The following is a 23,296-nucleotide window of genomic DNA, read 5'->3' as shown; positions in this document are numbered from 1 at the left end:
CCGTGCCCGTCACCCAGCGGGAGTCGTCCGAGGCGAGGAACGCCACCACGTCCGCGACGTCCTGCGGTTGTCCGACCCGGCCCAGCGCGGCCAGGGACGCGGAGTGTGCCTCGGCCTCGGCGTTGCCGCGCAGCCAGTCCGCGTTGATGTCGGTGTCGATGATGCCGGGGGCCACCGAGTTGACGGTGATGCCGCGCGGGCCCAGTTCCTTGGCGAGGGTCAGCGTGAAGTTGTCCAGGGCGCCCTTCGTCGCGCTGTAGGCGATGATCCCCGGCATCGCGATCCGGGCCGCACCGCTGGATATGTTGATGATCCGCCCGCCGTCGCGCAGCCGGCCGAGACCGTGCCGGACGATGAAGAACGGCGCCCGCACGTTGACGGCGAAGACCGCGTCGAACGCCTCCTCGGTGAGCGAGGACAGCTCGGAGGAGAGCCCGGCGCCGGCGTTGTTCACGATGACGTCCACCCCGCCGCCGGGTACGTGCTCGGTGATGCGCTCGTCGAACGCCTCCCACAGTGCGGCGGCGTCGCCGTGCGCCCCCAGCTCGCCACGGAGGGCGAACGCCGTGCCGCCGTTCTTCCGGATGACCTCCACGACCTCGTCGGCCGCCGCCGCGTCCCTGGCGTAGGCCACGGCGACGACGGCCCCGTCCCGCCCCAGCCGTTCCGCGATGCCCCGGCCGATACCCCGGCTGCCGCCGGTGACCAGTGCGACCTTGCCCTCAAGTGCGCGTGCAGACATGGCTGTTGCCCCTCACCAATTTGTTGAGTGATCGTTCCAGAAAGAACGTAGCACGACTTGTTGAGCGGGCGCTCTAGAATGTGGGGTATGGGTGAGACTGGTGCGACGCGCGGACGGCCGCGCTCCTTCGACCGGGACGCCGCGCTCGCGGCCGCCGTCCGGCTGTTCTGGGAGCGGGGCTACGGGGCGACCTCGATCGGTGAGCTGACGGAGGCGATGGGCATCCGGCCCGCCAGCCTCTACGCCGCGTTCGGTGACAAGCGGTCGCTCTTCCGGGAGGCGGTGGCCGCGTACGGGACGCTGCCGGTCGGGACCTTCATGCGGGAGGCCCTGGAGCAGGAGCCCACGGCCTATCGCGTGTTCGCGCGCATCCTGCGGGAGGCCGCCCGGATCTACGCGGACCCCTCGCACCCGTCGGGCTGCATGACGATCACGGCGGCCGTCAACCTCGCCCCGCAGGACGTAGAGGTGGGCGACTACCTGAGGGGGCTGCGGAACGCCAACCTGGTGGCGTGGGAGGCGCGGCTGCGGGACGCGCGACGCACGGGCGAACTGCCGGAGGGGGTGGACCCCCAGGCGCTCGCCGGATACTTCGCCACGATCATCCAGGGCATGTCGCAGCGGTCCTGCGACGGGGCGGAGGCGGAGGAGCTGGGCGGGATCGCCGAACTCGCGCTGGCCGCCTGGCCGGGCGCGCGCGAGGAGTGAGCCGACGCGAAGAACCCGCCCTGGAGGGCGGGTTCCACGGGTGCCGGCCGCGCTGTGCGCGTCAGAGCTTCAGGTCCCACTGCGTCGCGTCGTACGTGAAGCCGGGGCTGACCTCCACGGTCAGGTTCTTCGCGTCGGCCGGTGCGTCGAACGCGTAGAGGACCGTGACCTTCTTGCCGGGCAGGACCGTGCCGCTGAAGCCCTCGCCGACCTTGTCGTCGAAGATCTGCTCGGCGTCGACCCCGTCCTTGCCGGCCCGCGCCTCGACGGTGACGAGCGTGGAGTCGAACTTCTCCTTGCCCGCGTTCTCGATGACGACGGCGACCTGGTAGGCCTTGTTGCCCTTGGTGTGACCGGCCGCGTACTCGGTGGCGGAGTACTTCGTCGCGTCGCCGACTGTGACCGTGACGTCGTCGTCGTACACCGCCGAGTCACCGGCCTCCAGTGCCTCGGTGCTCGGCTTCTCCTCCTTGCCGGCCTTGTCGTCGCCGGACTTCCCCTTCTCCTCGCCCTTGCCGGCCTTGTCCCCGCCCGCCTTCGGCTTCGCGGACGCGGTCGTGTCCGACACCGCCTTGTTCAGGTCGTCCACCGCGTCGTCGACCGCCTTGAACGTGATCACCGCGCCGACCACCGACATGATCAGCGCGATCAGCGCGAGGACCGTGCTGAACGTGGCCATGTTCTTGTTCGTCGCCTCGCCCCTCTTGGCGCGTCCCCGGCCGACGAGCCCCAGGATCAGCGCGATCGTGCCGAGGATGCCCGCCAGCCAGAACAGGAACGGGATCAGGCCGGACACCGCGCCGATGAGCCCGAGGATCAGGGCGGCGATGCCCAGTCCGTTGCGCGCGGGGCGCAGGCCGGGGGTGTGGCCGGGGCCGTACGGCTGCTGCGGCTGGGAGTGCGGGGACTGCGGCGGCTGCGTGAACTGGGACATGGCTGTGCCCTTCGGCAAGTACGGGTTGGAGTGGTGAGCGGACCCACATGCCGCTGTCGTGCAGCGACAGGTCAATGACACCATCATCTGTGAACCGAGTCAACACGGTCCACGCGAAACGGGACCGCTACCCCTGTGAATCGAACGTCGAGTCGTGCGCTGTGAACGGGTCGGTATGCTCGCCCGCACAACCCGCCAGCGGTACAGCCCAGGGAGACAGCACGTGCCGGAGAACGCGACAGAGGTGACCGCCGCCGGGATCGCCCGCCTGGCGGGCGTGGGGCGCGCCGCCGTCAGCAACTGGCGCCGCCGGCACGCCGACTTCCCCCAGCCCGTGGGCGGCACCGAGACCAGCCCTTCCTTCGCCCTCGCCGAGGTCGAGCGGTGGCTGCGCGACCAGGGCAAGCTCGTCGAGGTCCCGCTCCGCGAACGCGTCTGGCAGCAACTGGCCGGCCACCCGGCGGGCGCCGTCACCGCCCTCGTCCACGTCGGCTGCGCCCTCCTCGTGGCGGACCGCAGCGCCGGCGCCTGGCGGGAGATCACCGGTGTGACCGACGAGCGGATGGCGGGCGTGCTCTCCCTCGCGGTGAACGACGCCCTCGCCGCCCGATTCGGGCCCGCGGGCAACGGGCGCGCCGTGCACACCCCGGACCGCGCCGAACTCCTGCCCTCCGTACCCCTCGTGCGCGGCGCCGCCGAGCTGGCCGCCGAGACCGGTGCCCAGGAGACGTACGAGTTCCTGCTCGGCCGTCAGCTCGACGCCAACCCGCGCCAGTACACGCTGACCCCGCCCCCGCTCGCCGAGCTGATGGCGGAGCTGGCCGGCACCGGCGAACCAGGCGTGCGCACCGTCCTCGACCCGGCGGCGGGCACCGGCGCCCTGCTGGCCGCCGCCCCGGAACCGGCCGCCTTGTACGGGCAGGAGAGCGACCCCGGCCTAGCCGCCGTCACCGCGCTCCGCCTCGCCCTGCGCACCGCCCCCGCCGACTGCGCGCTCGACGTGCGCACCGGGGACACCCTGCGCACCGACGCCTTCCCGCACCTGGCCGCCGACGCCGTGCTCTGCCACCCGCCGTTCAACGAGCGCAACTGGGGCCACGACGAACTCGCCTACGACCCCCGCTGGGAGTACGGCTTCCCCGCCCGCACCGAGTCCGAACTCGCCTGGGTGCAGCACGCGCTGGCCCGGCTGCGCGAAGGCGGCACCGCCGTCCTGCTGATGCCGCCCGCCGCCGCGTCCCGCCGCTCCGGCCGCCGTATCCGCGCCGACCTGCTGCGCCGGGGCGCGCTGCGCGCCGTCGTCGCGCTCCCGGCCGGCGCCGCACCCCCGTACGGCATCCCGCTGCACCTGTGGGTGCTGCGCAAGCCGGGCGCCGAGCCGCACCCCACACCCGAACTGCTGCTGGTCGACACCGCCGAGCCCGCCGAACAGAGCACCGGCGGCGGCCGCGACCGCCTCGACCTGACCGCCCTGCGCCACGCCGTGCTCGACGCCTGGCAGGCGTACGAAGGCCGGCGCCCGCAGCCCGACGCGCCGCGCACCGGCGCCTCGCGCACCGTCCCCGTCATCGAACTCCTCGACGACGACGTCGACCTCGCCCCCGCCCGCCACCTGCCGTCCGCCCCGCCCCGCCCCAGCGCATCGACCAGGTCCGCGCCGAGCTCGACGAACTGAGCGACTACCTCCGCAAGGAGGAGGGCCGGTGAACGGTCGCCTCATCGGCGGGCGGTACGAGCTGGCGACGATCCTCGGCCAGGGCGGCATGGGCCAGGTCTGGACCGCCTACGACCAGCGCCTGGACCGCCGCGTCGCCGTCAAGCTGCTGCGCCCCGACCGGGTCACCGGACCCATCGGCGGCGAGGCCGCCGACGAACTGCGCCGGCGCTTCGTCCGCGAGTGCCGGGTCACCGCCCAGGTGGACCACCCCGGCCTGGTCACGGTCCACGACGCGGGCAGCGACGGCGACGACCTGTTCCTCGTCATGCAGTACGTGGAGGGCGCCGACCTCGGCGACCACCTCGCCGAGCACGACCCCTACCCCTGGCCCTGGGCCGTCGCGGTCGCCGCGCAGCTGTGCGCCGTCCTCAGCGCCGTGCACGCCGTACCGATCGTCCACCGCGACCTCAAGCCCCGCAACGTGATGGTCCGCCCGGACGGCACCGTCCTCGTCCTCGACCTGGGCGTCGCCTCCGTCCTCGACACCGACACCACCCGCCTCACCCACACCGGCTCACCCATAGGCTCCCCGGCCTACATGGCCCCCGAGCAGGCGATGGGCGGCGCGGTCGGCCCGTACACCGACCTCTACGCCCTCGGCGTCCTGCTCCACGAACTGCTCAGCGGAGACGTGCCGTTCGCCGGTTCCACCGCCCTCGGCGTGCTGCACCGCCACCTCTACGAGCCGCCGCTGCCCGTCCGGCAGATCCGGCCCGACATCCCCGAAGCCCTGGAAGCGCTCGTCCTGCGGCTGCTCGCCAAGGACCCGCAGCACCGCCCGGCCGACGCCCAGGAGGTGTACGCGCAGCTCGCCCCGCTGCTGCCCGCACGCGACTCCCGGCCGCCCTCGGGACCGCTCGACCCCACCCGCCCCTTCCTGCGCCCGCACGCCCCTTCCTGCGCCCGCACGCCCCCTGGCCGGACCGCGCCACGGTCCCGCCGCCCGCCAGGCCCGCCCCGGCGCCCGCCCGGCCGGACGTCGCCGCCGCCGTCGACGAGGTCAAGAGGCTCCTCGGCGAGGGCCGCATCACCCAGGCCGTCGACATGCTCGGCGGGCTCCTGCCCGTCGCCGCCGAACAGCACGGACCCGGCTCCCCGGTCGTCCGCATCCTGCGCAAGCAGTACGCGGCGACCCTCATGGACGACGGGCAGTACCGCCGCGCCCTGCCCGAACTGCGCCGGCTCGCCGACGACCGGGCCGCCGAGACGGGCCCCGCCGACCCGCAGACCCTCGGCTACCGCTGCGACGTGGCCCAGTGCCTCGAACAGCTCGGGGAACCCGCCGCCGCGCTCGCGGAGTACCGCGCGGTCCTGCCGTACTACGAGAACCAGTACGCCACGGGCAACGACCCGGCACGCTCGTACGAGATCCGCCACCGCATCGGACAGCTGCTTCTCGCCCTCGGCGACCACCTCGGTGCCCGCGCCCAGCTCCAGGCGCTGCTGTACGACACCGAGCGCGCCTACGGCCCCCACCACCCGCTGCCCGCAGAGCTGCGCCGGCAGCTGGAGCGGCAGCTGGAGGTCCGGGGCGGTTGAGCGGGCGGGCTCCGGGGACGGCGTCCGGGGCCGTTCACCCGATGGCCGCCCCCCGGTCACACCGGGCTCCGGAGGGCGACACTTCGACCGGTTGATGTACATGGGTGCTGATCTCGCTGGTGGTGCCTTGTTTCAACGAGGAAGAGATCCTCGAACGCTTCCATGAACGCGTCACGGACGAAATGTCCCGCCTCGGCCACGCGTTCGAGGTCGTCTACATCGACGACGGAAGCGCCGACCGGACCCTCACCCTCATCCAGGAACTGGCCGCCGCCGACCCCCGCGTCCGCTACGTCTCCTTCAGCCGCAACTTCGGCAAGGAAGCCGCCATGCTGGCCGGCCTCCAGCACGCCGAGGGGGGCGCCGTCGTCCTCATGGACGCCGACCTCCAGCACCCGCCGGAGCTCGTCGGCCGCATGCTCCAGGAGCACGCCCGGGGCCACGACCAGGTCATCGCCCGCCGCACCCGCGCCGGCGACCGCGTCACCCGCACCCTCACCGCACGCGCCTACTACTGGCTGATCAACCGCCTCGTCGACGTCGAACTCGTCGACGGCGTAGGAGACTTCCGGCTCCTGTCCCGCCGCGCGGCCGACGCCGTGCTCGCCCTCACCGAGTACAACCGCTTCTCCAAGGGCCTCTTCGCCTGGGTCGGCTTCCCCACCACCACTTTCAGCTACGAGAACGCCGTACGGGAACAGGGACGCTCCGCCTGGACCTTCGGCAAGCTCCTCAATTACGGCCTGGACGGGCTCCTCTCCTTCAACAACAAGCCCCTGCGCGCCGCCCTCTACCTCGGCCTGCTGCTGACCTCCGTCGCCCTCGCCTATGCCGCCTGGATCGTCGGCGTCGCCCTCGTACGCGGCGTCGACACCCCCGGATACGTCACCCTGCTCGTCGTCGTCACCGCGCTCGCCGGCGTCCAGATGGTCCTCGCCGGAGTCGTCGGCGAATACGTCGGCCGCATCTACTACGAGGTCAAGCGCCGCCCGCACTACCTCGTCCAAGCCACCAACACCCGCGCCCACGAGGCCGCACCGCAGGAGCCCCGGGAGTTCGTACGCCGATGACGGTCTCCGCACAACTCGTACGTTTCGCGGTCGTCGGCGCGGTGAACACCGGCACGTACTACGGCCTCTACCTGCTCCTGCTGCACTGGCTGCCGTACATCGCCGCCCATGTGCTCGCCTTCGCGCTCAGCATGACCGGCTCGTTCTTCCTGAACTCGTACTTCACGTACCGCACCCGGCCCACCTGGCGGAAGTTCCTGCTCTTCCCCCTCACCAACGCGGCCAACTTCGTCATCACCACCGGCGGCGTCTACCTCTTGGTCGACCTGGCCGGATTCAGCGACCGCTACGCCCCGCTGGTGGCCGCCGCGGCCGCCATCCCGATCACGTTCGTGGTGTCGCGCACGATCATGCTGCGGCCGGACACCCCGCCGCCCAAGGCGGCCGAACGCGTCGGCTGAGCAGCCCGCCGGCAGGCCACATCCCCAACTCCTCCCGAATCGTTGGTCGAATCAGTGGCCCGGACCACTTCCACTGCCTAACATCGATCACCGCAAGGCCTTGTGCACCGCCGCACAATCTCCTCGGGAGGCTCCTTTGCACCGCCGCCGTCGCACCGCGCTCACCATCTCCGCAGCGCTGCTCGCCGCAGCGCCGCTCCTCACCGCCTGCGGCAGCCAGGCCCACCCAGGCGCCGCGGCCGTCGTCGGCGGGGACCGGATCACGGTGTCCACCGTGCAGGCCCAGGTAGCGGACGTACGTAAGGCACAGGGCTCCTCCGCGCAGTCCGCCCAGCTCACCGGCCAGTCCGGCCAGCTCGCCCGCGCCAAGCTGCACGGGCTGATCCTGGACCGGGTCCTCGACCGGGCGGCGGCGGACGCGGGCGTCACGGTGACCCGCGCCGAGATCCAGCAGATGCGCCAGTCGGCTGTCGCGCAATACCAGGACGAGAAGGGACTCCAGGCCGCCGTCCTCCAGGAGCGCTGGCTCGCCCCGGGCCAGATCGACGCCTTCCTGCGCGAGCAGATCCAGATCACCAAGCTCGGCCAGGCCCTCGGCGCCGACCCGTCCACCCCCGAGGGCACCAAGGCCATCGGCGACGCCCTGACCAAGGCGTCCAAGGCGCTGAACGTCGACGTCAATCCCCGCTACGGCACCTGGAACAACCAGCAGATCCAGCTGACCGACTACAAGGCCCCCTGGATCACGCAGGTCACCAAGCCCGCCCAGGCCGCCGCCGAGGCCGGGGCCTGAGAGCCGCCGCGTGCGGCCGGGTAGATTCGGCGCTGTGAACGCTGAAGACCCCGGCCGCATCGTCCTGCTCACCGCCAGCCACCGGGTCGCGCCCGGACTGCTGTCCTGGCCGGCCTGGCAGGCGCTGCACGCCGCCGACGAGGTGCGCTGCGGCGAGCCGGAGCAGCCGCAGCTGCCCTATCTGCGCGAGGCCGGCGTCACCGTCACCCCCGGCGTGCCCGACGCCGAGCAGCTCGTCGACGCCTGCGCGGGCGGCCGGACCGTGGTCGTCCTCACCGGCGGCGAGGGCAACCAGCCCCTCACCGACGGCCTGGCCCGGCTCGCCGGCTCGGGCAGGGTGCGGATGCCCGACCTGGAACTGCTGCCCGGCTCCTACGACCTCCCGGGCGCCCGGCTCCTCGATCTCGTCCAGATCATGGACCGCATCCGCGTCGAGTGCCCGTGGACCTCGCAGAAGACCCACGAGGGCCTCGCCAAGTACGCCATCGAGGAGGCGTACGAACTGGTCGAGGCGATCGAGGACGGCGACCGCGAGGAACTGCGCGAGGAACTGGGCGACGTGCTGCTCCAGGTCGTCTTCCACGCGCGCATCGCGGAGGAGGACGCGGGGGAGCCGTTCTCCGTGGACGACGTCGCCGGCACGCTGATCGAGAAGCTGATCCACCGCCACCCGCATGTCTTCGGCGACGAGACCGCCGAGACCCCGGAGGACGTCCACGCGCACTGGCTGCGCACCAAGGCGATCGAGAAGCAGCGCGCCTCGGTCACCGACGGGGTGCCCCTCGGCCAGCCCGGCCTGGCCCTCGCCGCGAAGCTCGCGAGCCGGGCCCGTACGGCCGGCCTCGACGTGCCGCTCCCCGAGGGCGACGACATCGGCTACCGCCTCCTCGCCCTCGCCGTACGCGCCCAGAAGGAGGGCGTCGACCCGGAGGCCGCCCTGCGGGCCGCGGGACGCGCGTACCGGGACGCGATCAGGACGGCGGAGGGCACCGGATAACGTCGGGGAGTGAACGACAGCCCTGCCGACAGCCCGGCCGACGCCGCGTCCGTACCCGATGGCGTGCCCGAGGACACCCCCGCCGGGGCCGCAGCCGTACCCGATGGCTGCCCTGCCCACACCTCGGCCGTGCCGCCCGCACCCGAGCTCTTCACGTGGGAGTTCGCCACCGACCCGTATCCCGCATACGCCTGGCTGCGCGAACACAGCCCCGTGCACCGCACCACGCTGCCCAGCGGGGTCGAGGCATGGCTCGTGACCCGGTACCCGGACGCCCGGCAGGCCCTCGCGGACGCGCGGCTGTCCAAGAACCCGGCGCACCACGCCGAGCCCGCGCACGCCAAGGGGAAGACCGGTATTCCCGGGGAGCGCAAGGCCGAGCTGATGACGCACCTGCTCAACATCGACCCACCCGACCACACCCGGCTGCGCCGCCTGGTGTCCAAGGCGTTCACGCCCCGCCGCATCGCACAGTTCGCTCCCCGGGTGCAGGAGCTGACGGACCGGCTCATCGACGGGTTCGTGGAGAAGGGTGAGGCCGACCTCATCCACGAGTTCGCCTTCCCGCTCCCCATCTACGCGATCTGCGACCTGCTCGGCGTCCCGCACGAGGACCAGGACGACTTCCGGGACTGGGCGGGCATGATGATCCGGCACGGCGGCGGGCCGCGCGGCGGGGTGGCCCGGTCCGTGAAGAAGATGCGGGCCTATCTGCTCGAACTGATCCACCGCAAGCGCGAGGACCCGGGGGACGACCTGATCTCCGGGCTCATCCGGGCGAGCGACCACGGCGAGCACCTGACGGAGAACGAGGCCGCGGCGATGGCCTTCATCCTTCTCTTCGCCGGCTTCGAGACGACAGTGAACCTGATCGGCAACGGCGTCCACACCCTGCTGAACCACCCGGCCGAGCGGGAGCGGCTCCAGCGCTCTCTGGCGGCGGGCGAGAGCGGGCTGCTGGCCACCGGGATCGAGGAGCTGCTCCGCTACGACGGCCCGGTGGAGCTGGCGACCTGGCGGTTCGCCACCGAACCGCTGACCATCGGCGGGCAGCGCGTCGGCGAGGGCGACCCGGTGCTCGTGGTGCTCGCGGCGGCCGACCGGGACCCCACACGGTTCGACGGACCGGACACGCTGGACCTGTCACGGCGTGACAACCAGCACCTCGGCTACGGTCACGGCATTCATTACTGTCTGGGAGCGCCGCTCGCCCGGCTGGAGGGTCAGTCCGCGCTCGCCACGCTCCTGACACGGCTTCCGGACCTGCGACTTGCGGGGGAACCTGACGATTTGCGCTGGCGCGGAGGGCTCATCATGCGCGGATTGCGCACGCTCCCGGTGCGGTTCACGCCCGGGGAGCACATCGGCGAAAGTGACACTCTGTCAACTCTGTGACTTTCACGTGATCTCTGCTGCATCGACTTGTGACTCACGTTCGAACCCCGCTAGGTTCACCGTTCGACTCACCAGTCACTTGTCAGTCACACGGAAGGCATCTCCCATGGGCTCCGCGAACGGCAGACACCGTCGCCCTCGTCAGGCACCCGCCATCGTCGTCGCCGCAGGCGTGACCGGCTCGGCCATCGCCATCCCGCTGCTCGGCGCGTCGGGCGCGCACGCGGCGGACACGTCGACCTGGGACCGGGTGGCCGAGTGCGAGAGCGGCGGGATGTGGAGCGCCGACCTGGGCAACGGTTCGTACGGCGGGCTCCAGTTCACGCCGGAGCTGTGGAAGGCGTACGGCGGTGAGGCCTACGCCGAGCGCGCCGACCTCGCCAGCCGCTCGCAGCAGATCGCGGTGGCCGAGAAGGTCCTCGCCGCCAAGGGTCCGAAGGCGTGGCCCAGCTGTGCGGTGATCTCCGGGCTCACCAAGGCCGCCGGTGCCGCGGACGTGGACCCGGGCAGTACCGACTCCGACGAGCCCTCCCGGGGCGCGGACGCGGGCTTGGACGCCGGTCTGGGCACCGACCCGGCGGACGATGCCTCGTCCGGCTCGACCGCGACCCCCTCGGACGAGGCCACGGATGACGCGGCCGGCGGGACGGCCGCGGACACGGGCGCCGGGAAGAGCAAGGGCAAGCACGCGGGCAGCGCGGAGAAGGACGCGGACGCCTCCCCGTCCGCCGACCCGTCCGCGACTCCCTCCGCCGACCCCTCCGGCTCGGCCGAGCCGTCCGCCGGCGCCTCGGACGGTGCCGGGGAGACGGGCGGCAAGCACCGGGGCGCCCCGGCCGCCGACGACACCGCCGAGGCGGACAGCGGCCGCGACACGGGCCGGCACGCCTCGCGGGGTGACGGTGAGGCACGCGACAGCGCGGCGCGGCCGGCTGACGGCACGTACACCGTCCGGCCGGGCGACAACCTGTGGGCGATCGCCGACGCGCAGGACCTGCCCGGCGGCTGGCCCGAGCTGTACGAGGCGAACAAGGCCGAGGTGGGCTCCGACCCGGACCTCATCCTGCCCGGCCAGAACCTCGACCTCGGCCTGACCGGCACGCAGGCCGACACCCAGGCGGACGGCCAGGCGGACACCCAGGCCGATGCCCTCGCCGACGCCCCGTGAGAGCCGCTGATGAACAGCTGAGAGCCATCTGAGTTCTGGGTGGTTTAAGAGGCCCATGTCCCACTTTTGACCGAGTGAGACATGGGTCTCTTTGCGTGAACTGGCGCCCCTTGTCCGGGAGGTCCCGCCGCATCCCTTCCGACCTGCACAAATGAGGGCTCATCGGATGCTCGTACGGGATGATTATCCGGTATGTCCGTCTTTGAATATGAGGGTTGGATGTGATTACGGTCTGAACCGCTCGCACCGCGGGCCCCGTCGACCGTCACGCCGAATCCTGCCGTCGGTCGGAGGGAACAGACGCGAAAGCGCCGTAGGCAGGAGCGGGGGACCCAGGTAGGCGCTGGGCCGGATCGTCGGGAGACGCATCAGGACCGGCTAGGGGTGAAGTCGCGCCAGGAGCGCGGCCGGGCAACTCACTTGGCCCGAACCCGACAGCTCACCTCGTAGGCGTCGGTGAGGAGAAGACTCGATGCTGCTCAACCGCAAGGGCAACAAGCACCGCCGTCCGTCCAAGGCCGTCCGTATCGCGACGCTCGCCGGTGTCGCCGGTGCCGCTGTCGCCGTGCCGCTGATGGGCGCGACCAACGCCTCCGCCGCCTCCGTCGCCACGTGGGACGCCGTCGCCCAGTGCGAGTCCGGCGGCAACTGGTCGATCAACACCGGCAACGGCTACTACGGCGGCCTGCAGTTCTCCCAGTCCAGCTGGGCCGCCGCCGGCGGTACGCAGTACGCGCCCCGCGCCGACCTGGCCACCAAGGCCCAGCAGATCGCCACCGCCGAGAAGCTCCTCGACCTCCAGGGTCCGGGCGCCTGGTCCTGCGCCGGCGCCGGCAACCTGACCAACGACGGTGTCGACCCGGGCGTCGACACCGGCTCCGGTGCAGCGAAGCAGGAGGCCGCCCCCAAGCAGGAGGCCGCCCCGAAGAAGGCCGAGCGCACCGAGGCCCCCGCCACCAACCGCTCGGACCGTTCGGACGCCCCGAAGAAGTCCGCGAAGAAGACGGTCACCACCCCCACCGGCCAGAAGGTCGCCAAGGGTGACGGCGAGTACAAGGTCGTCGCCGGTGACACCCTGAGCAGGATCGCGGCCGACCACAAGGTCAAGGGTGGCTGGGAGCAGCTGTTCAAGCTGAACAAGGACATCGTCGAGGACGCCGACCTGATCTACCCGGGTCAGCAGCTCCACCTGACGAAGTAACCGCGGTCCCTCCTCGCTGATCGCTCAGGCCGCCCCGGCCCGGCGCGCACCTTCCCCCCGTGCGTGCCGGGCCGGGGCACGCCGCGTCAGGGGCGTGGGCACCCTTTGATCGTTCAACTGTTGTAGTTACTGGCCAGTAAATATCTGGCACTTCGCCCGGGTATGCCCGCCCTTGGGTCCTTTTTCGTCCCAGGGGACGGGCGGTCGGCCGACGCCGACGGCCGGGCCGGTTAGGCTCTTGTCGCAAGGCCAAAGTGACCCTGCACAACCAGCGTCATATCCCAGAAGGAGATGCCTCGTGCCGTCCATCGACGTCGTCGTAGCCCGGGAAATCCTCGACTCCCGGGGCAACCCCACGGTCGAGGTCGAGGTTGGCCTCGACGACGGCAGCACGGGTCGTGCTGCCGTTCCGTCCGGCGCCTCCACCGGCGCGTTCGAGGCCATTGAGCTTCGTGACGGCGACCCCAACCGCTACCAGGGCAAGGGCGTCGAGAAGGCCGTCCTCGCCGTGATCGAGCAGATCGGTCCGGAGCTCGTCGGCTACGACGCCACCGAGCAGCGCCTCATCGACCAGGCGATGTTCGACCTGGACGCCACGGAGAACAAGGGCTCGCTCGGCGCCAACGCCATCCTCGGCGTCTCCCTCGCCGTCGCCCACGCCGCCTCCGAGGCCAGCGACCTCCCGCTGTTCCGCTACCTCGGCGGCCCGAACGCGCACCTGCTGCCCGTTCCGATGATGAACATCCTCAACGGCGGTTCGCACGCCGACTCCAACGTGGACATCCAGGAGTTCATGATCGCGCCGATCGGCGCCGAGTCGTTCTCCGAGGCCCTGCGCTGGGGCGCCGAGGTCTACCACACGCTGAAGAAGGTCCTGAAGACCAAGGGCCTGTCCACCGGCCTCGGCGACGAGGGCGGCTTCGCGCCGAACCTGGAGTCCAACCGCGCCGCCCTCGACCTCATCATCGAGGCCATCAAGGAGGCCGGTTACGCCCCGGGCAAGGACATCGCGCTCGCGCTCGACGTCGCCGCGTCCGAGTTCTACAAGGACGGCTCCTACGAGTTCGAGGGCAAGTCCCGCTCGGCCGCCGAGATGACCGAGTACTACGAGGAGCTCGTCTCCGCGTACCCGCTGGTATCCATCGAGGACCCGCTGTACGAGGACGACTGGGCCGGCTGGAAGGTCATCACCGACAAGCTCGGCGCCAAGGTGCAGATCGTCGGCGACGACCTCTTCGTCACCAACCCGGAGCGCCTGGCCCGCGGCATCGAGGAGGGCTCCGCCAACGCCCTACTCGTCAAGGTCAACCAGATCGGTTCGCTGACCGAGACCCTGGACGCCGTGGAGCTGGCCCAGCGCAACGGCTTCAAGTGCATGATGTCCCACCGCTCCGGCGAGACCGAGGACGTCACCATCGCCGACCTCGCGGTCGCCGTGAACTGCGGTCAGATCAAGACCGGCGCCCCGGCCCGCTCGGACCGCGTCGCCAAGTACAACCAGCTGCTGCGCATCGAGGAGATCCTCGACGACGCCGCGGTGTACGCGGGCCGCTCGGCGTTCCCGCGCTTCAAGGGCTGACAGCCCGGCAGGGGCGAGTACCCCCGCCTCCGTCCGTCCCCGCGCTCGGTCCCGTACCGTGTGCGGGGACGGACGTGCGTAATGGGGAGGCGGGAACATGGCCGCGAAGGACCGGGACCGGTTCTCCACCGCGACCCGGCTGCGGCTGCTCGGTGAGCAGACCGCCGCCCGCGTCTACCGGTCCCAGAACCGGCGGCAGGCCCGCCGCTCCCGGCTCACCGGCCGGGCCGCCTTCCTGGCCCTGGTCGTCTGCTCGCTGGTCGTCGCCCTCGCGTATCCGATGCGGCAGTACGTGTCGCAGCGCGACGAGATCGCCGACCAGCAGCGGCTGGCGCGGGAGGCCGAGGCGCGCACCGAGGAGCTGCGGGACGAGAAGGCCCGCCTCCAGGACGACGCGTACATCAAGCGGCTGGCCCGCGAGCACCTGCACTACCTTCTTCCCGGGGAGACCGGCTACACCGTGGCCGACCCCGACGCGGTCGAGGAGCGCAACGGGAAGCCGTCCGGGACGGACCGGCCGTGGCACTCCAACCTGTGGGACGGCGTGGACAGCGCCGACCGCGGCTGACGGCCGTCCCCACCTCCGTACCTCTGCAGAACCCGCGGTTCGAGCAGTCCGATCAGCACCCTAGGCAGGCATGGAAACGCCCCCTCCCCAGACCGAGTCCACCACCCCCACCGACGCGGACATCGCCGCGTTCCAGCAGCAGCTGGGGCGCCCGCCGCGCGGGCTGCGCGCCATCGCGCACCGCTGTCCGTGCGGCAACCCGGACGTGGTCGAGACACAGCCCCGGCTGGAGGACGGCACGCCGTTCCCGACGACGTACTACCTGACGTGCCCGCGCGCGGCGTCCGCGATCGGCACGCTGGAGGCGAACGGGGTCATGAAGGAGATGACGGAGCGTCTGGGCACGGACCCGGAGCTGGCGGCGGCCTACCGGGCGGCGCACGAGGACTACATCGCGCGACGCGACGCCATCGAGGTGCTGGAGGGCTTCCCGAGTGCCGGCGGCATGCCGGACCGGGTCAAGTGCCTGCATGTGCTCGTCGGCCACTCGCTCGCGGCGGGCCCCGGTGTGAACCCGCTGGGGGATGAGGCGATCGCGATGCTCCCGGAGTGGTGGCGCAAGGGGCCGTGCGTGTCTCCGTGCGGCGAGCAGAGTACGGACGAGGGCTGAGGGGCGGCGACATGACGCGCGTGGCCGCCATCGACTGCGGTACCAACTCGATCCGCCTGCTGATCGCGGAGGCCGATCCGGTCACGGGGGAGCTCGTCGAGTTCGCCCGGCGGATGGAGATCGTCCGGCTGGGGCAGGACGTCGACCGGACCGGCCGGCTCGCCCCGGAGGCGCTGGAGCGTACGTTCGCCGCCTGCCGGCAGTACGCGGAGCTGATCGAGGAGCACGGCGCCGAGAAGGTCCGCTTCGTGGCCACCTCCGCCTCCCGGGACGCGGAGAACCGGGACGACTTCGTGCGCGGGGTGCGGGACATCCTGGGCGTCGGGCCCGAGGTGATCAGCGGTGACCAGGAGGCCGCGTTCTCCTTCGACGGGGCCACCAAGGAGCTGACCGGACGCGACGACCTGGCGAAGCCGTACCTGGTCGTGGACATCGGCGGCGGCTCCACCGAATTCGTGGTGGGCGACGACCGGGTGCGGGCCGCCCGGTCCGTGGACATCGGCTGCGTCCGTATGACGGAGCGCCACCTCGTGCGCGACGGTGTGGTGAGCGACCCGCCGTCCGCCGAGGGGGCCGAGGCGATCCGCGCGGATGTGGCCGCCGCCCTGGATCTGGCCGAGGAGACCGTCCCGATCACGTCGGCGGCCACGCTCGTCGGTCTCGCGGGGACGGTGACCACGGTGGCGGCCATCGCGCTGGGCCTGGAGGAGTACGACTCCGAGGCGATCCACCACTCCCGGGTCTCCCTGGAGCAGGTCCGGGAGATCACCGCGCGCCTTCTGGCCTCGACCCATGCGGAGCGCGCCGCGATCGGTGCCATGCATCCGGGCCGGGTCGATGTGATCGCGTCCGGGGCGCTGATCCTCCAGGCCGTGATGGAGCGGACCGGGGCACGCGAGGTCGTGGTGAGCGAACACGACATTCTGGATGGAATCGCCTGGTCCCTGGCCTGAGCGCAGGCCCGGCCGGGACGCTCATACGTCATCCCGCCCGCACCTTTGAGTGGGCGGGATGTGCCTGGTGGGGCGCCTTGCGGGCCCATCTGACACCAACTTCGTGAACTTCTTCACAAGGAATTGCCCGCCCCGGGCCGGACTTCTGCTCCGGATGGGTCATGGCGGGGGTGAGCGGGGTCACTCGCGCAACGGACCGCAGCGTTCCGGGGGTGTTGCGGCGATGTGGCCCGGGGAGGACCTTGATCCGGGTCCGGGGCCCAAGGGCCAGCTCACGGGCGGTGAACAACGTTCACCACAGGGGTGGGGTTCCCGGCCCGGGTCATGACCTGGGTCACGTGGGCGGCGAACTATAGCAGAGGGTGGCCACAACCTTGTGAAGGGGCTCACGAGCATGCCCCCCGAGGGGGGTGGATACTCGATGGCATGAGCACCACGGAGCGTCCCAGGATCCTCGTAGTAGGCGGTGGGTACGTAGGCCTGTACGCAGCTCGGCGCATCCTCAAGAAGATGCGCTACGGCGAGGCGACCGTCACGGTCGTCGACCCCCGGTCGTACATGACCTACCAGCCCTTCCTCCCCGAAGCTGCTGCCGGCAGCATCTCGCCTCGGCATGTCGTCGTCCCGCTGCGACGCGTCCTGCCGAAGGCCGAGGTTCTCACCGGCCGTGTCACCACCATCGACCAGGACCGCAAGGTCGCCACGGTCGCGCCGCTCGTCGGCGAGGCCTATGAGCTGCCCTTCGACTACCTGGTGATCGCGCTCGGCGCGGTCTCCCGCACCTTCCCGATCCCCGGTCTCGCCGAGCAGGGCATCGGAATGAAGGGCATCGAGGAGGCCATCGGCCTGCGCAACCACGTTCTCGAACAGCTCGACAAGGCCGACTCGACGACGGACGAGGACGTCCGCCGCCGGGCCCTCACCTTCGTCTTCGTGGGCGGCGGGTTCGCCGGTGCGGAGACCATCGGCGAGGTCGAGGACATGGCCCGCGACGCGGCGAAGTACTACACCAACGTGAAGCGCGAGGACATGCGCTTCATCCTGGTCGACGCCGCCGACAAGATCCTTCCCGAGGTCGGCCCGAAGCTGGGCACCTGGGGCCGGGAGCACCTGGAGTCCCGTGGCGTCGAGGTCTTCCTCTCGACCTCCATGGACTCCTGCGTCGACGGCCACGTGGTGCTGAAGAACGGTCTGGAGGTCGACTCCAACACCATCGTGTGGACCGCCGGTGTGAAGCCGAACCCGGCGCTGGCCCGCTTCGGCCTGCCGCTCGGCCCCCGCGGTCACGTGGACACCACCGAGAAGCTCCAGGTGCAGGGCACCGACTACATCTGGGCCGCCGGCGACAACGCCCAGGTCCCGGACATGGTCGGCCGCAAGGCCGGCAACCCCAACGCCTGGTGCCCGCCGAACGCCCAGCACGCGCTGCGTCAGGCCAAGGTCCTCGGTGACAACGTCATCTCCGGGATGCGCGGCTTCCCGCAGGGCGACTACAGCCACGCCAACAAGGGCGCGGTCGCCGGTCTCGGCCTGCACAAGGGCGTGGCCATGATCGTCATGGGCAAGATGAAGATCAAGCTCAAGGGCCGCCTCGCCTGGTACATGCACCGTGGCTACCACGGCATGGCGATGCCGACCTGGAACCGCAAGATCCGGATCTTCGCGGACTGGACCCTGGCGATGTTCCTCAAGCGCGAGGTCGTCTCGCTCGGCGCCATGGAGACGCCGCGCGAGGAGTTCTACGAGGCCGCCAAGCCGGCCCCCGCGCCGGCCGCCGCCAAGCCGGTGGGCGAGAAGGCCAAGGCCTCCTAGCCCCCGCTCCTGCCGGAGCAGCAGCACGACGCCCGAAGGGGCCGTCCGCCATCCGTGGTGCGGGCGGCCCCTTCGGCGTATCCGGGTACGGCGGGGCGGTGCGGGACGCCGGGGCGCGCGGGCCGGAAACCCGGCGGATGCGTGTGCCATGCATGCATTTTGCCGTTCCCTTGCCCGGTAGCGGGATGGCCCGGCCGCCGGAGACTGTTGAGGGGGATGTGCCACGCCGGTGGTGCCGCGGGCGCCCCGGGCGTGGCCCGGGACATGTGTGGGCATGTCTGGGCACGTTGGGAAACACCGTCACGGAGGTGTGCGCCATGGCAGACGCCGCATCGCGGCTGACCGCTCTCGCCCAGGAGTTGCTGGGAGAACCCCTACCGGTCCGCGTCCGGGCCTGGGACGGCAGCGAATCCGGGCCGCCCGGCGCCCCCGTCCTTGTCATCAGGAACCGCCGGGCCCTGCGCCGGCTGCTGTGGAAGCCCGGCGAACTGGGCCTGGCCCGCGCCTGGGTGGCCGGCGAACTCGACATCGAGGGGGACCTGTACGAGGCCCTGGACCTGATGGCCGGGCTCGTCTGGGAGCGCGGCGCCGATGTGCGCGGCGGCCTCCGGGCTCTGCGCGAGCCCCGGGTGCGGGCCGCGGTGAAGGACCTGCTGAAGCTGTCCGGGCCGTGGTACCCGCCTTCGCCGCCGCCCGAGGAGGTACGCGCCCGCGGCGGCGCCCTGCACACCAGACGCCGCGACAAGGAGGCCATCAGCCACCACTACGACGTGGGCAATGACTTCTACGAACTGGTTCTGGGACCGTCCATGGTCTACTCCTGCGCCTACTGGGAGGACGCCGCAACCCTGGAGAGCGCCCAGCGCGACAAGCTCGACCTGGTCTGCCGCAAGCTGGCGCTCAAGGAGGGCGACCGGCTGCTGGACGTCGGCTGCGGCTGGGGCTCCATGGCCATCCACGCCGCCCGAGAGTACGGCGCCCGCGTCACCGGCGTGACCCTCTCCGCCGAACAGGCCGCCTACGCCCGCAAGCGCATCGCCGACGAGGGCCTCACCGACCGCGTCGAGATCCGGGTGCAGGACTACCGGGATGTCAGGGACGGCCCGTACGACGCCATCTCGTCCATCGGCATGGCGGAGCACGTCGGCTCCGTCCGCTACCGCGAGTACGCCGACGACCTCTACGCCCTCCTCAAGCCCGGCGGGCGCTTCCTCAACCACCAGATCGGCCGCCGCCCGGAGAAGGACGAGTCCGCCTACGAGATCGACGCGTTCATCGACGCCTATGTCTTCCCGGACGGGGAACTGGCCCCGGTCGGCCGGACCCTCTCGATCCTGGAGGAGGCCGGCTTCGAGGCCCGGGACGTCGAGGCACTGCGCGAGCACTACGCGCTGACCCTGCGCCGCTGGGTCGCCAACCTGGAGGAGAACTGGGCGCGCGCCGTGAAGCTGGTCTCGCCCGGCCGGGCCCGCGTCTGGCGGCTCTACATGGCCGCCTCCGCGCTCTCCTTCGAGCGCAACCGGATCGGCGTCAACCAGATCCTCGCGGTCCGCCCCGAGGAGGAGGGCTCCTCCCGGATGCCGCTGCGCGCCCGCGCCTGGAAGGCCGACGCGTCCGGCTGAGCCGCCGTAACGCCGTCATGCGAAGGGGCCGGTGTCCGCGGACACCGGCCCCTTCTCCGTACGGGTGCGGCTACTCGGTCTTGATGGCCGTCAGCATGTTGAGCCGGGCGGCGCTGCGGGCCGGCCACAGGGCGGCCAGCACCCCCACCGCACCGGCCAGCAGCAGGAAGATCCCGATCCGGCTCCACGGGATGACCAGCACGTACTGCGGGATGCTCGCGGCGACGCTCTGCCCGATCGCCCAGCCGAGGAACAGCCCGAGGCCGATGCCGACGAGCGCGCCGAACAGCGAGATCACCACCGCTTCGAGCCGGATCATCCGCTTCACCCGGCGACGGTCCAGGCCGATCGCCCGCAGCATGCCGATCTCCTGCTGGCGCTCGAACACCGACATGGCCAGGGTGTTGACGACCCCGAGCACCGCGATGATCAGGGCCATGCCGAGCAGGCCGTACATGATGTTCATCGCGAGGTTGACGCCGCCGCCGAACATGTCCCGGATGGCCTGACGGTCCATGATGCTCATGCCCGGGTTGTCGCCCAGCGCGTCGACCAGCGCCTGCTCGTGGGCCGCGCTCGCGCCGCCCTCCGTCTTCACCCAGATCTCGCGGATGTCGCCCTTGCCCTCGTGCGGGGCGACGGTCGCGCGGGGGATGAGGACCGGCGAGAGGAACTCGTTGTCCTTGTAGAGCGCGCCGATCTTCAGCGTGCCCTTCTTCTTGTCGTCGTACGTGACGGAGACGGTGTCCCCGGGCTTCCAGCCGTGCGACTTCGCGGTCTTCTCCGCGACCGCGATCCCGCCCTTCTCCAGGGTGTCCAGGGAGCCCGCGACGGTGTCGACGGTGAGTACCTGCTGCACGTCGCCCGGGGTGACGCCGGACGCCGAGACGCCCTGGCCGTCCATCGTCAGCCAGACGGCCTGCTGGGGCGAGGCGGCGGTGACGCCCTCGGCCTTCTCCAGGGCGGTCAGCGCGGACTCGTCGAGCGCGTCACCGCTGGCCATCGAGACCATGTAGTCGGCCTTGATGTTGTCCGTCGTGATCTTGTCGACCGCCTGGCCGAGGGTGACGCCGAGCACCGAGATGCCGGTGACAAGGGTGAGGCCGATCGCGAGCGCGGAGGCGGTGGCACCGGTGCGCCGGGGGTTGCGGACCGCGTTCTGCGCGGCGAGCTTGCCGGAGACCCCGAACAGCCGGCGCAGGAGCGGACGGACCAGGGCGATCACCGGGCGGGACAGCAGAGGAATGAGGACGATGACGCCGATCAGCGCCAGGAACGCGCCGCCCGCGATGAGCAGCTGACCGTTGGACCCGGCCTGTGCCGCGCCGCCGACGATCCCCGCGGCGCCGAGCAGCGTGATGATGCCGCCGATGGTGTTGCGCAGGACCAGGGACTTGACCGTGGCCACCGCGTGCGCGCTGTTCATCGCGGCGACCGGGGGGATCTTCGCGGCCCGGCGGGCGGGCAGCCAGGCGGCCAGGACGGTGATCAGCACGCCGACCGCGAACGCGGCGACGACCGTGAGCGGGGCGACCACCAGCGGCCCGGCCGGGATCTTGCCGCCGATCAGGCTCATCGCGGAGCGCAGACCGGTCGCGAGGCCGAGGCCCAGGGCGAAGCCGACCACGGAGGCGATGAGGCCGACCACGGCGGCCTCCAGGAGCACCGAGCGCTTGACCTGACGGCGGGAGGCGCCGACGGCCCGCATCAGGGCCAGCTCCTTGGTGCGCTGGGCGACCAGCATGGTGAAGGTGTTGGCGATCAGGAAGATGCCGACGAAGAGGGCGACCCCGGCGAAGGCCAGGAGCAGCTTGTTGAGGTTGCCGAGACCCTTCTCGATCTGCTTGGCCTGCTCGTCCGCGCGGACCTTTCCGGTCTTGGCCTCGGCGTCCTTCGGCAGCAGCGGCTTCACCGCGGCCAGCAGCTTCCGGTCGGAGGCGCCGGGCTTCGCGGTGACGGATACGTCCTTGAACTCGCCCGGCCGCAGGAACAGCTTCTGCGCGACGGGGGTGTCGAAGAGGACCAGGCTGCCGCCGGCGTTGACCGCGCCGTCCTCGGTGGTGAAGACCCCGGACAGGGTGTACTCCTTCACCGGCCCGTTGGTGGCGACGCGCACCGTGTCGCCGACCTTGTACTCGCCCTTGTCCGCGGTGTCCCGGTCCAGCGCGATGCTGCCGGGCTCGGTGGGACCGGAGCCGTCGGTGAAGGTGTACGCGGTGTCCTTGCCGTCCTTGCCGGGGGCGAAGTTGGAGCCGGTGTTGGACCAGCCGTTGCCGATGAGCTTGCCGTCGGGGTCGGCGACCCCGGCGAAGCCGTCGACCCGGCCGGTGGCGGCGGCCACGCCGTCCAGGCCCCGGATCTTCTCCAGGGTGGCCTCGTCGATGGCACGGGACTTCTCGTCGCGCTGGTCGGCATAGGTGGTGACGGCGACGGCGACGTCGTCGTAGCTCTTGGCCGACTGGTTGCGGAAGGCGTTGCCGAGGGTGTCGGTGAAGACCAGCGTGCCGGAGACGAAGGCCACGCCGAGCATCACGGCGAGGATCGTCATCAGCAGCCTGGCCTTGTGCGCGAGCACATTGCGCAGGGCGGTACGGAACATGTCTGTCAGTCCTGGGAGTCTGCCGGCCCGGGGAGAAAGGGGCCGGAGTAACCGGAGTAAGGGGGACGAAGCGCCGGTACGGGCCGGCTCAGCTGGTGCGGCCCTTGGCGTCGAACGCCTTCATCCGGTCCAGCACCCCGTCGGCGGTCGGGCCGATCATCTGGTCGACGATCGCTCCGTCGGCCAGGAAGATGACGCGGTCCGCGTAGGAGGCGGCGACCGGGTCGTGGGTCACCATCACCACGGTCTGGCCCAGTTCGCGCACGGAGTTGCGCAGGAAGCCCAGGACCTCGGCGCCCGAGCGGGAGTCCAGGTTGCCGGTCGGCTCGTCCCCGAAGATGATCTCGGGCTGCGAGGCCAGGGCGCGGGCCACGGCCACGCGCTGCTGCTGACCGCCGGAGAGCTCGGTGGGGCGGTGCTTCAGCCGGTCGGAGAGGCCCACCATGTCGATGACGCGGTGCAGCCACTCCTGGTTCGGCTTGCGGCCCGCGATGTCCATCGGGAGCGTGATGTTCTCCAGGGCGGTGAGCGTCGGCAGCAGGTTGAACGCCTGGAAGATGAAGCCGATCTTGTCCCGGCGCAGCTGCGTGAGCTGCTTGTCCTTGAGCGAGCCCAGTTCCGTCTCGCCGATGCGCACCGAACCGCTGCTGAAGCTGTCGAGGCCGGCCACGCAGTGCATCAGTGTGGACTTGCCGGAGCCCGACGGGCCCATGATCGCGGTGAACTCGCCCTGCGGGAAGTCCACGGTGACCCGGTCGAGAGCGGTCACCCGGGTCTCGCCCTCGCCGTAGACCTTGGACAGTTCCGTGGCGCGGGCGGCCACCGCGGTGGCGCGGTGAGCGGTGGACATGGTGGTCACAGCAGACTCCAGGGTGGGGTGCGTACGGG

At 71.4% G+C, this 23,296-nt stretch carries 18 protein-coding genes, 2 pseudogenes and 1 riboswitch; of the genes and pseudogenes, 16 read left to right on the top strand and 4 right to left on the bottom strand.

The window, feature by feature from the left end:
• The coding region (locus EAO73_RS30320) for an SDR family oxidoreductase (protein ID WP_147975385.1) at window positions 1-742 on the bottom strand (742 nt) is incomplete at its 3' end.
• Window positions 743-820: 78 nt separating this feature from the next.
• Between EAO73_RS30320 and EAO73_RS30315 the strand changes: the two genes are divergently transcribed.
• Entirely contained in the window at window positions 821-1,450 is a 630-nt protein-coding gene (locus EAO73_RS30315) for a TetR/AcrR family transcriptional regulator (protein WP_147974722.1), read from the top strand.
• 61 nt (window positions 1,451-1,511) lie between these two features.
• Here the strand turns inward: EAO73_RS30315 and EAO73_RS30310 are convergent, their stop codons facing one another.
• A complete protein-coding gene (locus EAO73_RS30310) occupies window positions 1,512-2,384 on the bottom strand; it encodes a DUF4190 domain-containing protein (protein ID WP_147974721.1) in 873 nt (290 codons plus the stop codon).
• A 223-nt stretch (window positions 2,385-2,607) separates the two neighbouring features.
• Here EAO73_RS30310 and EAO73_RS30305 point away from each other — a divergent pair.
• The 15 genes and pseudogenes from EAO73_RS30305 to EAO73_RS30235 all read left to right on the top strand — a co-directional run.
• Window positions 2,608-4,014, top strand: a pseudogene (locus EAO73_RS30305) (class I SAM-dependent DNA methyltransferase); the annotation flags it as partial.
• Between the two features lie 73 nt (window positions 4,015-4,087).
• A pseudogene (locus EAO73_RS30300) lies at window positions 4,088-5,640 on the top strand (protein kinase domain-containing protein).
• 104 nt (window positions 5,641-5,744) lie between these two features.
• Window positions 5,745-6,710 (top strand): glycosyltransferase family 2 protein, encoded by a 966-nt coding sequence (locus EAO73_RS30295; RefSeq protein WP_147974720.1) that lies wholly within the window; start codon window positions 5,745-5,747, stop codon window positions 6,708-6,710.
• Window positions 6,707-7,111, top strand: coding sequence for a GtrA family protein (locus EAO73_RS30290; protein WP_147974719.1), 405 nt, complete (start codon window positions 6,707-6,709; stop codon window positions 7,109-7,111). The genes EAO73_RS30295 and EAO73_RS30290 overlap by 4 nt, the downstream gene beginning before the upstream one ends.
• 136 nt (window positions 7,112-7,247) lie before the next feature.
• A complete protein-coding gene (locus tag EAO73_RS30285; RefSeq protein ID WP_147974718.1) occupies window positions 7,248-7,904 on the top strand; it encodes a SurA N-terminal domain-containing protein in 657 nt (218 codons plus the stop codon).
• 34 nt (window positions 7,905-7,938) lie between these two features.
• Window positions 7,939-8,901: a nucleoside triphosphate pyrophosphohydrolase gene (locus EAO73_RS30280; protein ID WP_147974717.1), complete on the top strand. Its 963-nt coding sequence runs from the start codon at window positions 7,939-7,941 to the stop codon at window positions 8,899-8,901.
• 9 nt (window positions 8,902-8,910) lie between these two features.
• Window positions 8,911-10,296 (top strand): cytochrome P450 family protein, encoded by a 1,386-nt coding sequence (locus tag EAO73_RS30275; RefSeq protein WP_147974716.1) that lies wholly within the window; start codon window positions 8,911-8,913, stop codon window positions 10,294-10,296.
• A gap of 106 nt (window positions 10,297-10,402) precedes the next feature.
• Window positions 10,403-11,464 carry a transglycosylase family protein gene (locus EAO73_RS30270; RefSeq protein WP_147974715.1) on the top strand — a complete coding sequence of 354 codons (1,062 nt, stop codon included), beginning with the start codon at window positions 10,403-10,405 and terminating at the stop codon, window positions 11,462-11,464.
• Window positions 11,465-11,763: 299 nt separating this feature from the next.
• A riboswitch (cyclic di-AMP (ydaO/yuaA leader) is annotated at window positions 11,764-11,932 on the top strand.
• Between the two features lie 4 nt (window positions 11,933-11,936).
• Window positions 11,937-12,665, top strand: coding sequence for a transglycosylase family protein (locus EAO73_RS30265; protein WP_147974714.1), 729 nt, complete (start codon window positions 11,937-11,939; stop codon window positions 12,663-12,665).
• Window positions 12,666-12,963: 298 nt separating this feature from the next.
• Entirely contained in the window at window positions 12,964-14,244 is a 1,281-nt protein-coding gene (eno, locus tag EAO73_RS30260; RefSeq protein WP_018104074.1) for a phosphopyruvate hydratase, read from the top strand.
• Between the two features lie 97 nt (window positions 14,245-14,341).
• Window positions 14,342-14,812: an FtsB family cell division protein gene (locus EAO73_RS30255; RefSeq protein ID WP_147974713.1), complete on the top strand. Its 471-nt coding sequence runs from the start codon at window positions 14,342-14,344 to the stop codon at window positions 14,810-14,812.
• 70 nt (window positions 14,813-14,882) lie between these two features.
• On the top strand, window positions 14,883-15,422 hold the full coding sequence (locus EAO73_RS30250; RefSeq protein ID WP_147974712.1) for a DUF501 domain-containing protein: 540 nt from the start codon (window positions 14,883-14,885) through the stop codon (window positions 15,420-15,422).
• Window positions 15,423-15,433: 11 nt separating this feature from the next.
• On the top strand, window positions 15,434-16,375 hold the full coding sequence (locus EAO73_RS30245; protein ID WP_147974711.1) for a Ppx/GppA phosphatase family protein: 942 nt from the start codon (window positions 15,434-15,436) through the stop codon (window positions 16,373-16,375).
• A gap of 426 nt (window positions 16,376-16,801) precedes the next feature.
• Window positions 16,802-18,187: an NAD(P)/FAD-dependent oxidoreductase gene (locus tag EAO73_RS30240; RefSeq protein ID WP_147974710.1), complete on the top strand. Its 1,386-nt coding sequence runs from the start codon at window positions 16,802-16,804 to the stop codon at window positions 18,185-18,187.
• A 317-nt stretch (window positions 18,188-18,504) separates the two neighbouring features.
• The gene (locus EAO73_RS30235; RefSeq protein WP_147974709.1) at window positions 18,505-19,809 is read left to right on the top strand and encodes an SAM-dependent methyltransferase; all 1,305 of its coding nucleotides are present in this window, start codon (window positions 18,505-18,507) and stop codon (window positions 19,807-19,809) included.
• A gap of 70 nt (window positions 19,810-19,879) precedes the next feature.
• Here the strand turns inward: EAO73_RS30235 and EAO73_RS30230 are convergent, their stop codons facing one another.
• On the bottom strand, window positions 19,880-22,408 hold the full coding sequence (locus EAO73_RS30230; protein ID WP_147974708.1) for an ABC transporter permease: 2,529 nt from the start codon (window positions 22,406-22,408) through the stop codon (window positions 19,880-19,882).
• An 88-nt stretch (window positions 22,409-22,496) separates the two neighbouring features.
• Window positions 22,497-23,267, bottom strand: a complete 771-nt coding sequence (locus EAO73_RS30225) for an ABC transporter ATP-binding protein (protein ID WP_147974707.1) — start codon at window positions 23,265-23,267, stop codon at window positions 22,497-22,499.
• Window positions 23,268-23,296: the final 29 nt, after the last annotated feature.

This window comes from Streptomyces sp. col6 (assembly GCF_008042035.1).
In the GTDB taxonomy this organism is placed as follows: domain Bacteria; phylum Actinomycetota; class Actinomycetes; order Streptomycetales; family Streptomycetaceae; genus Streptomyces.
The sequence above is the reverse complement of the archived record's forward strand: the minus strand, read 5'-3'. Positions and strand labels throughout refer to the sequence as shown.

Coding starts and splice junctions, on each gene's coding strand:
- EAO73_RS30290 (WP_147974719.1), top strand. CDS start 6,707: ATGACGGTCTCCGCACAACTCGTACGTTTCGCGGTCGTCGGCGCGGTG.
- EAO73_RS30245 (WP_147974711.1), top strand. CDS start 15,434: ATGACGCGCGTGGCCGCCATCGACTGCGGTACCAACTCGATCCGCCTG.
- EAO73_RS30230 (WP_147974708.1), bottom strand. CDS start 22,408: ATGTTCCGTACCGCCCTGCGCAATGTGCTCGCGCACAAGGCCAGGCTG.
- EAO73_RS30250 (WP_147974712.1), top strand. CDS start 14,883: ATGGAAACGCCCCCTCCCCAGACCGAGTCCACCACCCCCACCGACGCG.
- EAO73_RS30315 (WP_147974722.1), top strand. CDS start 821: ATGTGGGGTATGGGTGAGACTGGTGCGACGCGCGGACGGCCGCGCTCC.
- EAO73_RS30270 (WP_147974715.1), top strand. CDS start 10,403: ATGGGCTCCGCGAACGGCAGACACCGTCGCCCTCGTCAGGCACCCGCC.
- EAO73_RS30310 (WP_147974721.1), bottom strand. CDS start 2,384: ATGTCCCAGTTCACGCAGCCGCCGCAGTCCCCGCACTCCCAGCCGCAG.
- EAO73_RS30240 (WP_147974710.1), top strand. CDS start 16,802: ATGAGCACCACGGAGCGTCCCAGGATCCTCGTAGTAGGCGGTGGGTAC.
- EAO73_RS30235 (WP_147974709.1), top strand. CDS start 18,505: ATGGCAGACGCCGCATCGCGGCTGACCGCTCTCGCCCAGGAGTTGCTG.
- EAO73_RS30255 (WP_147974713.1), top strand. CDS start 14,342: ATGGCCGCGAAGGACCGGGACCGGTTCTCCACCGCGACCCGGCTGCGG.
- EAO73_RS30265 (WP_147974714.1), top strand. CDS start 11,937: ATGCTGCTCAACCGCAAGGGCAACAAGCACCGCCGTCCGTCCAAGGCC.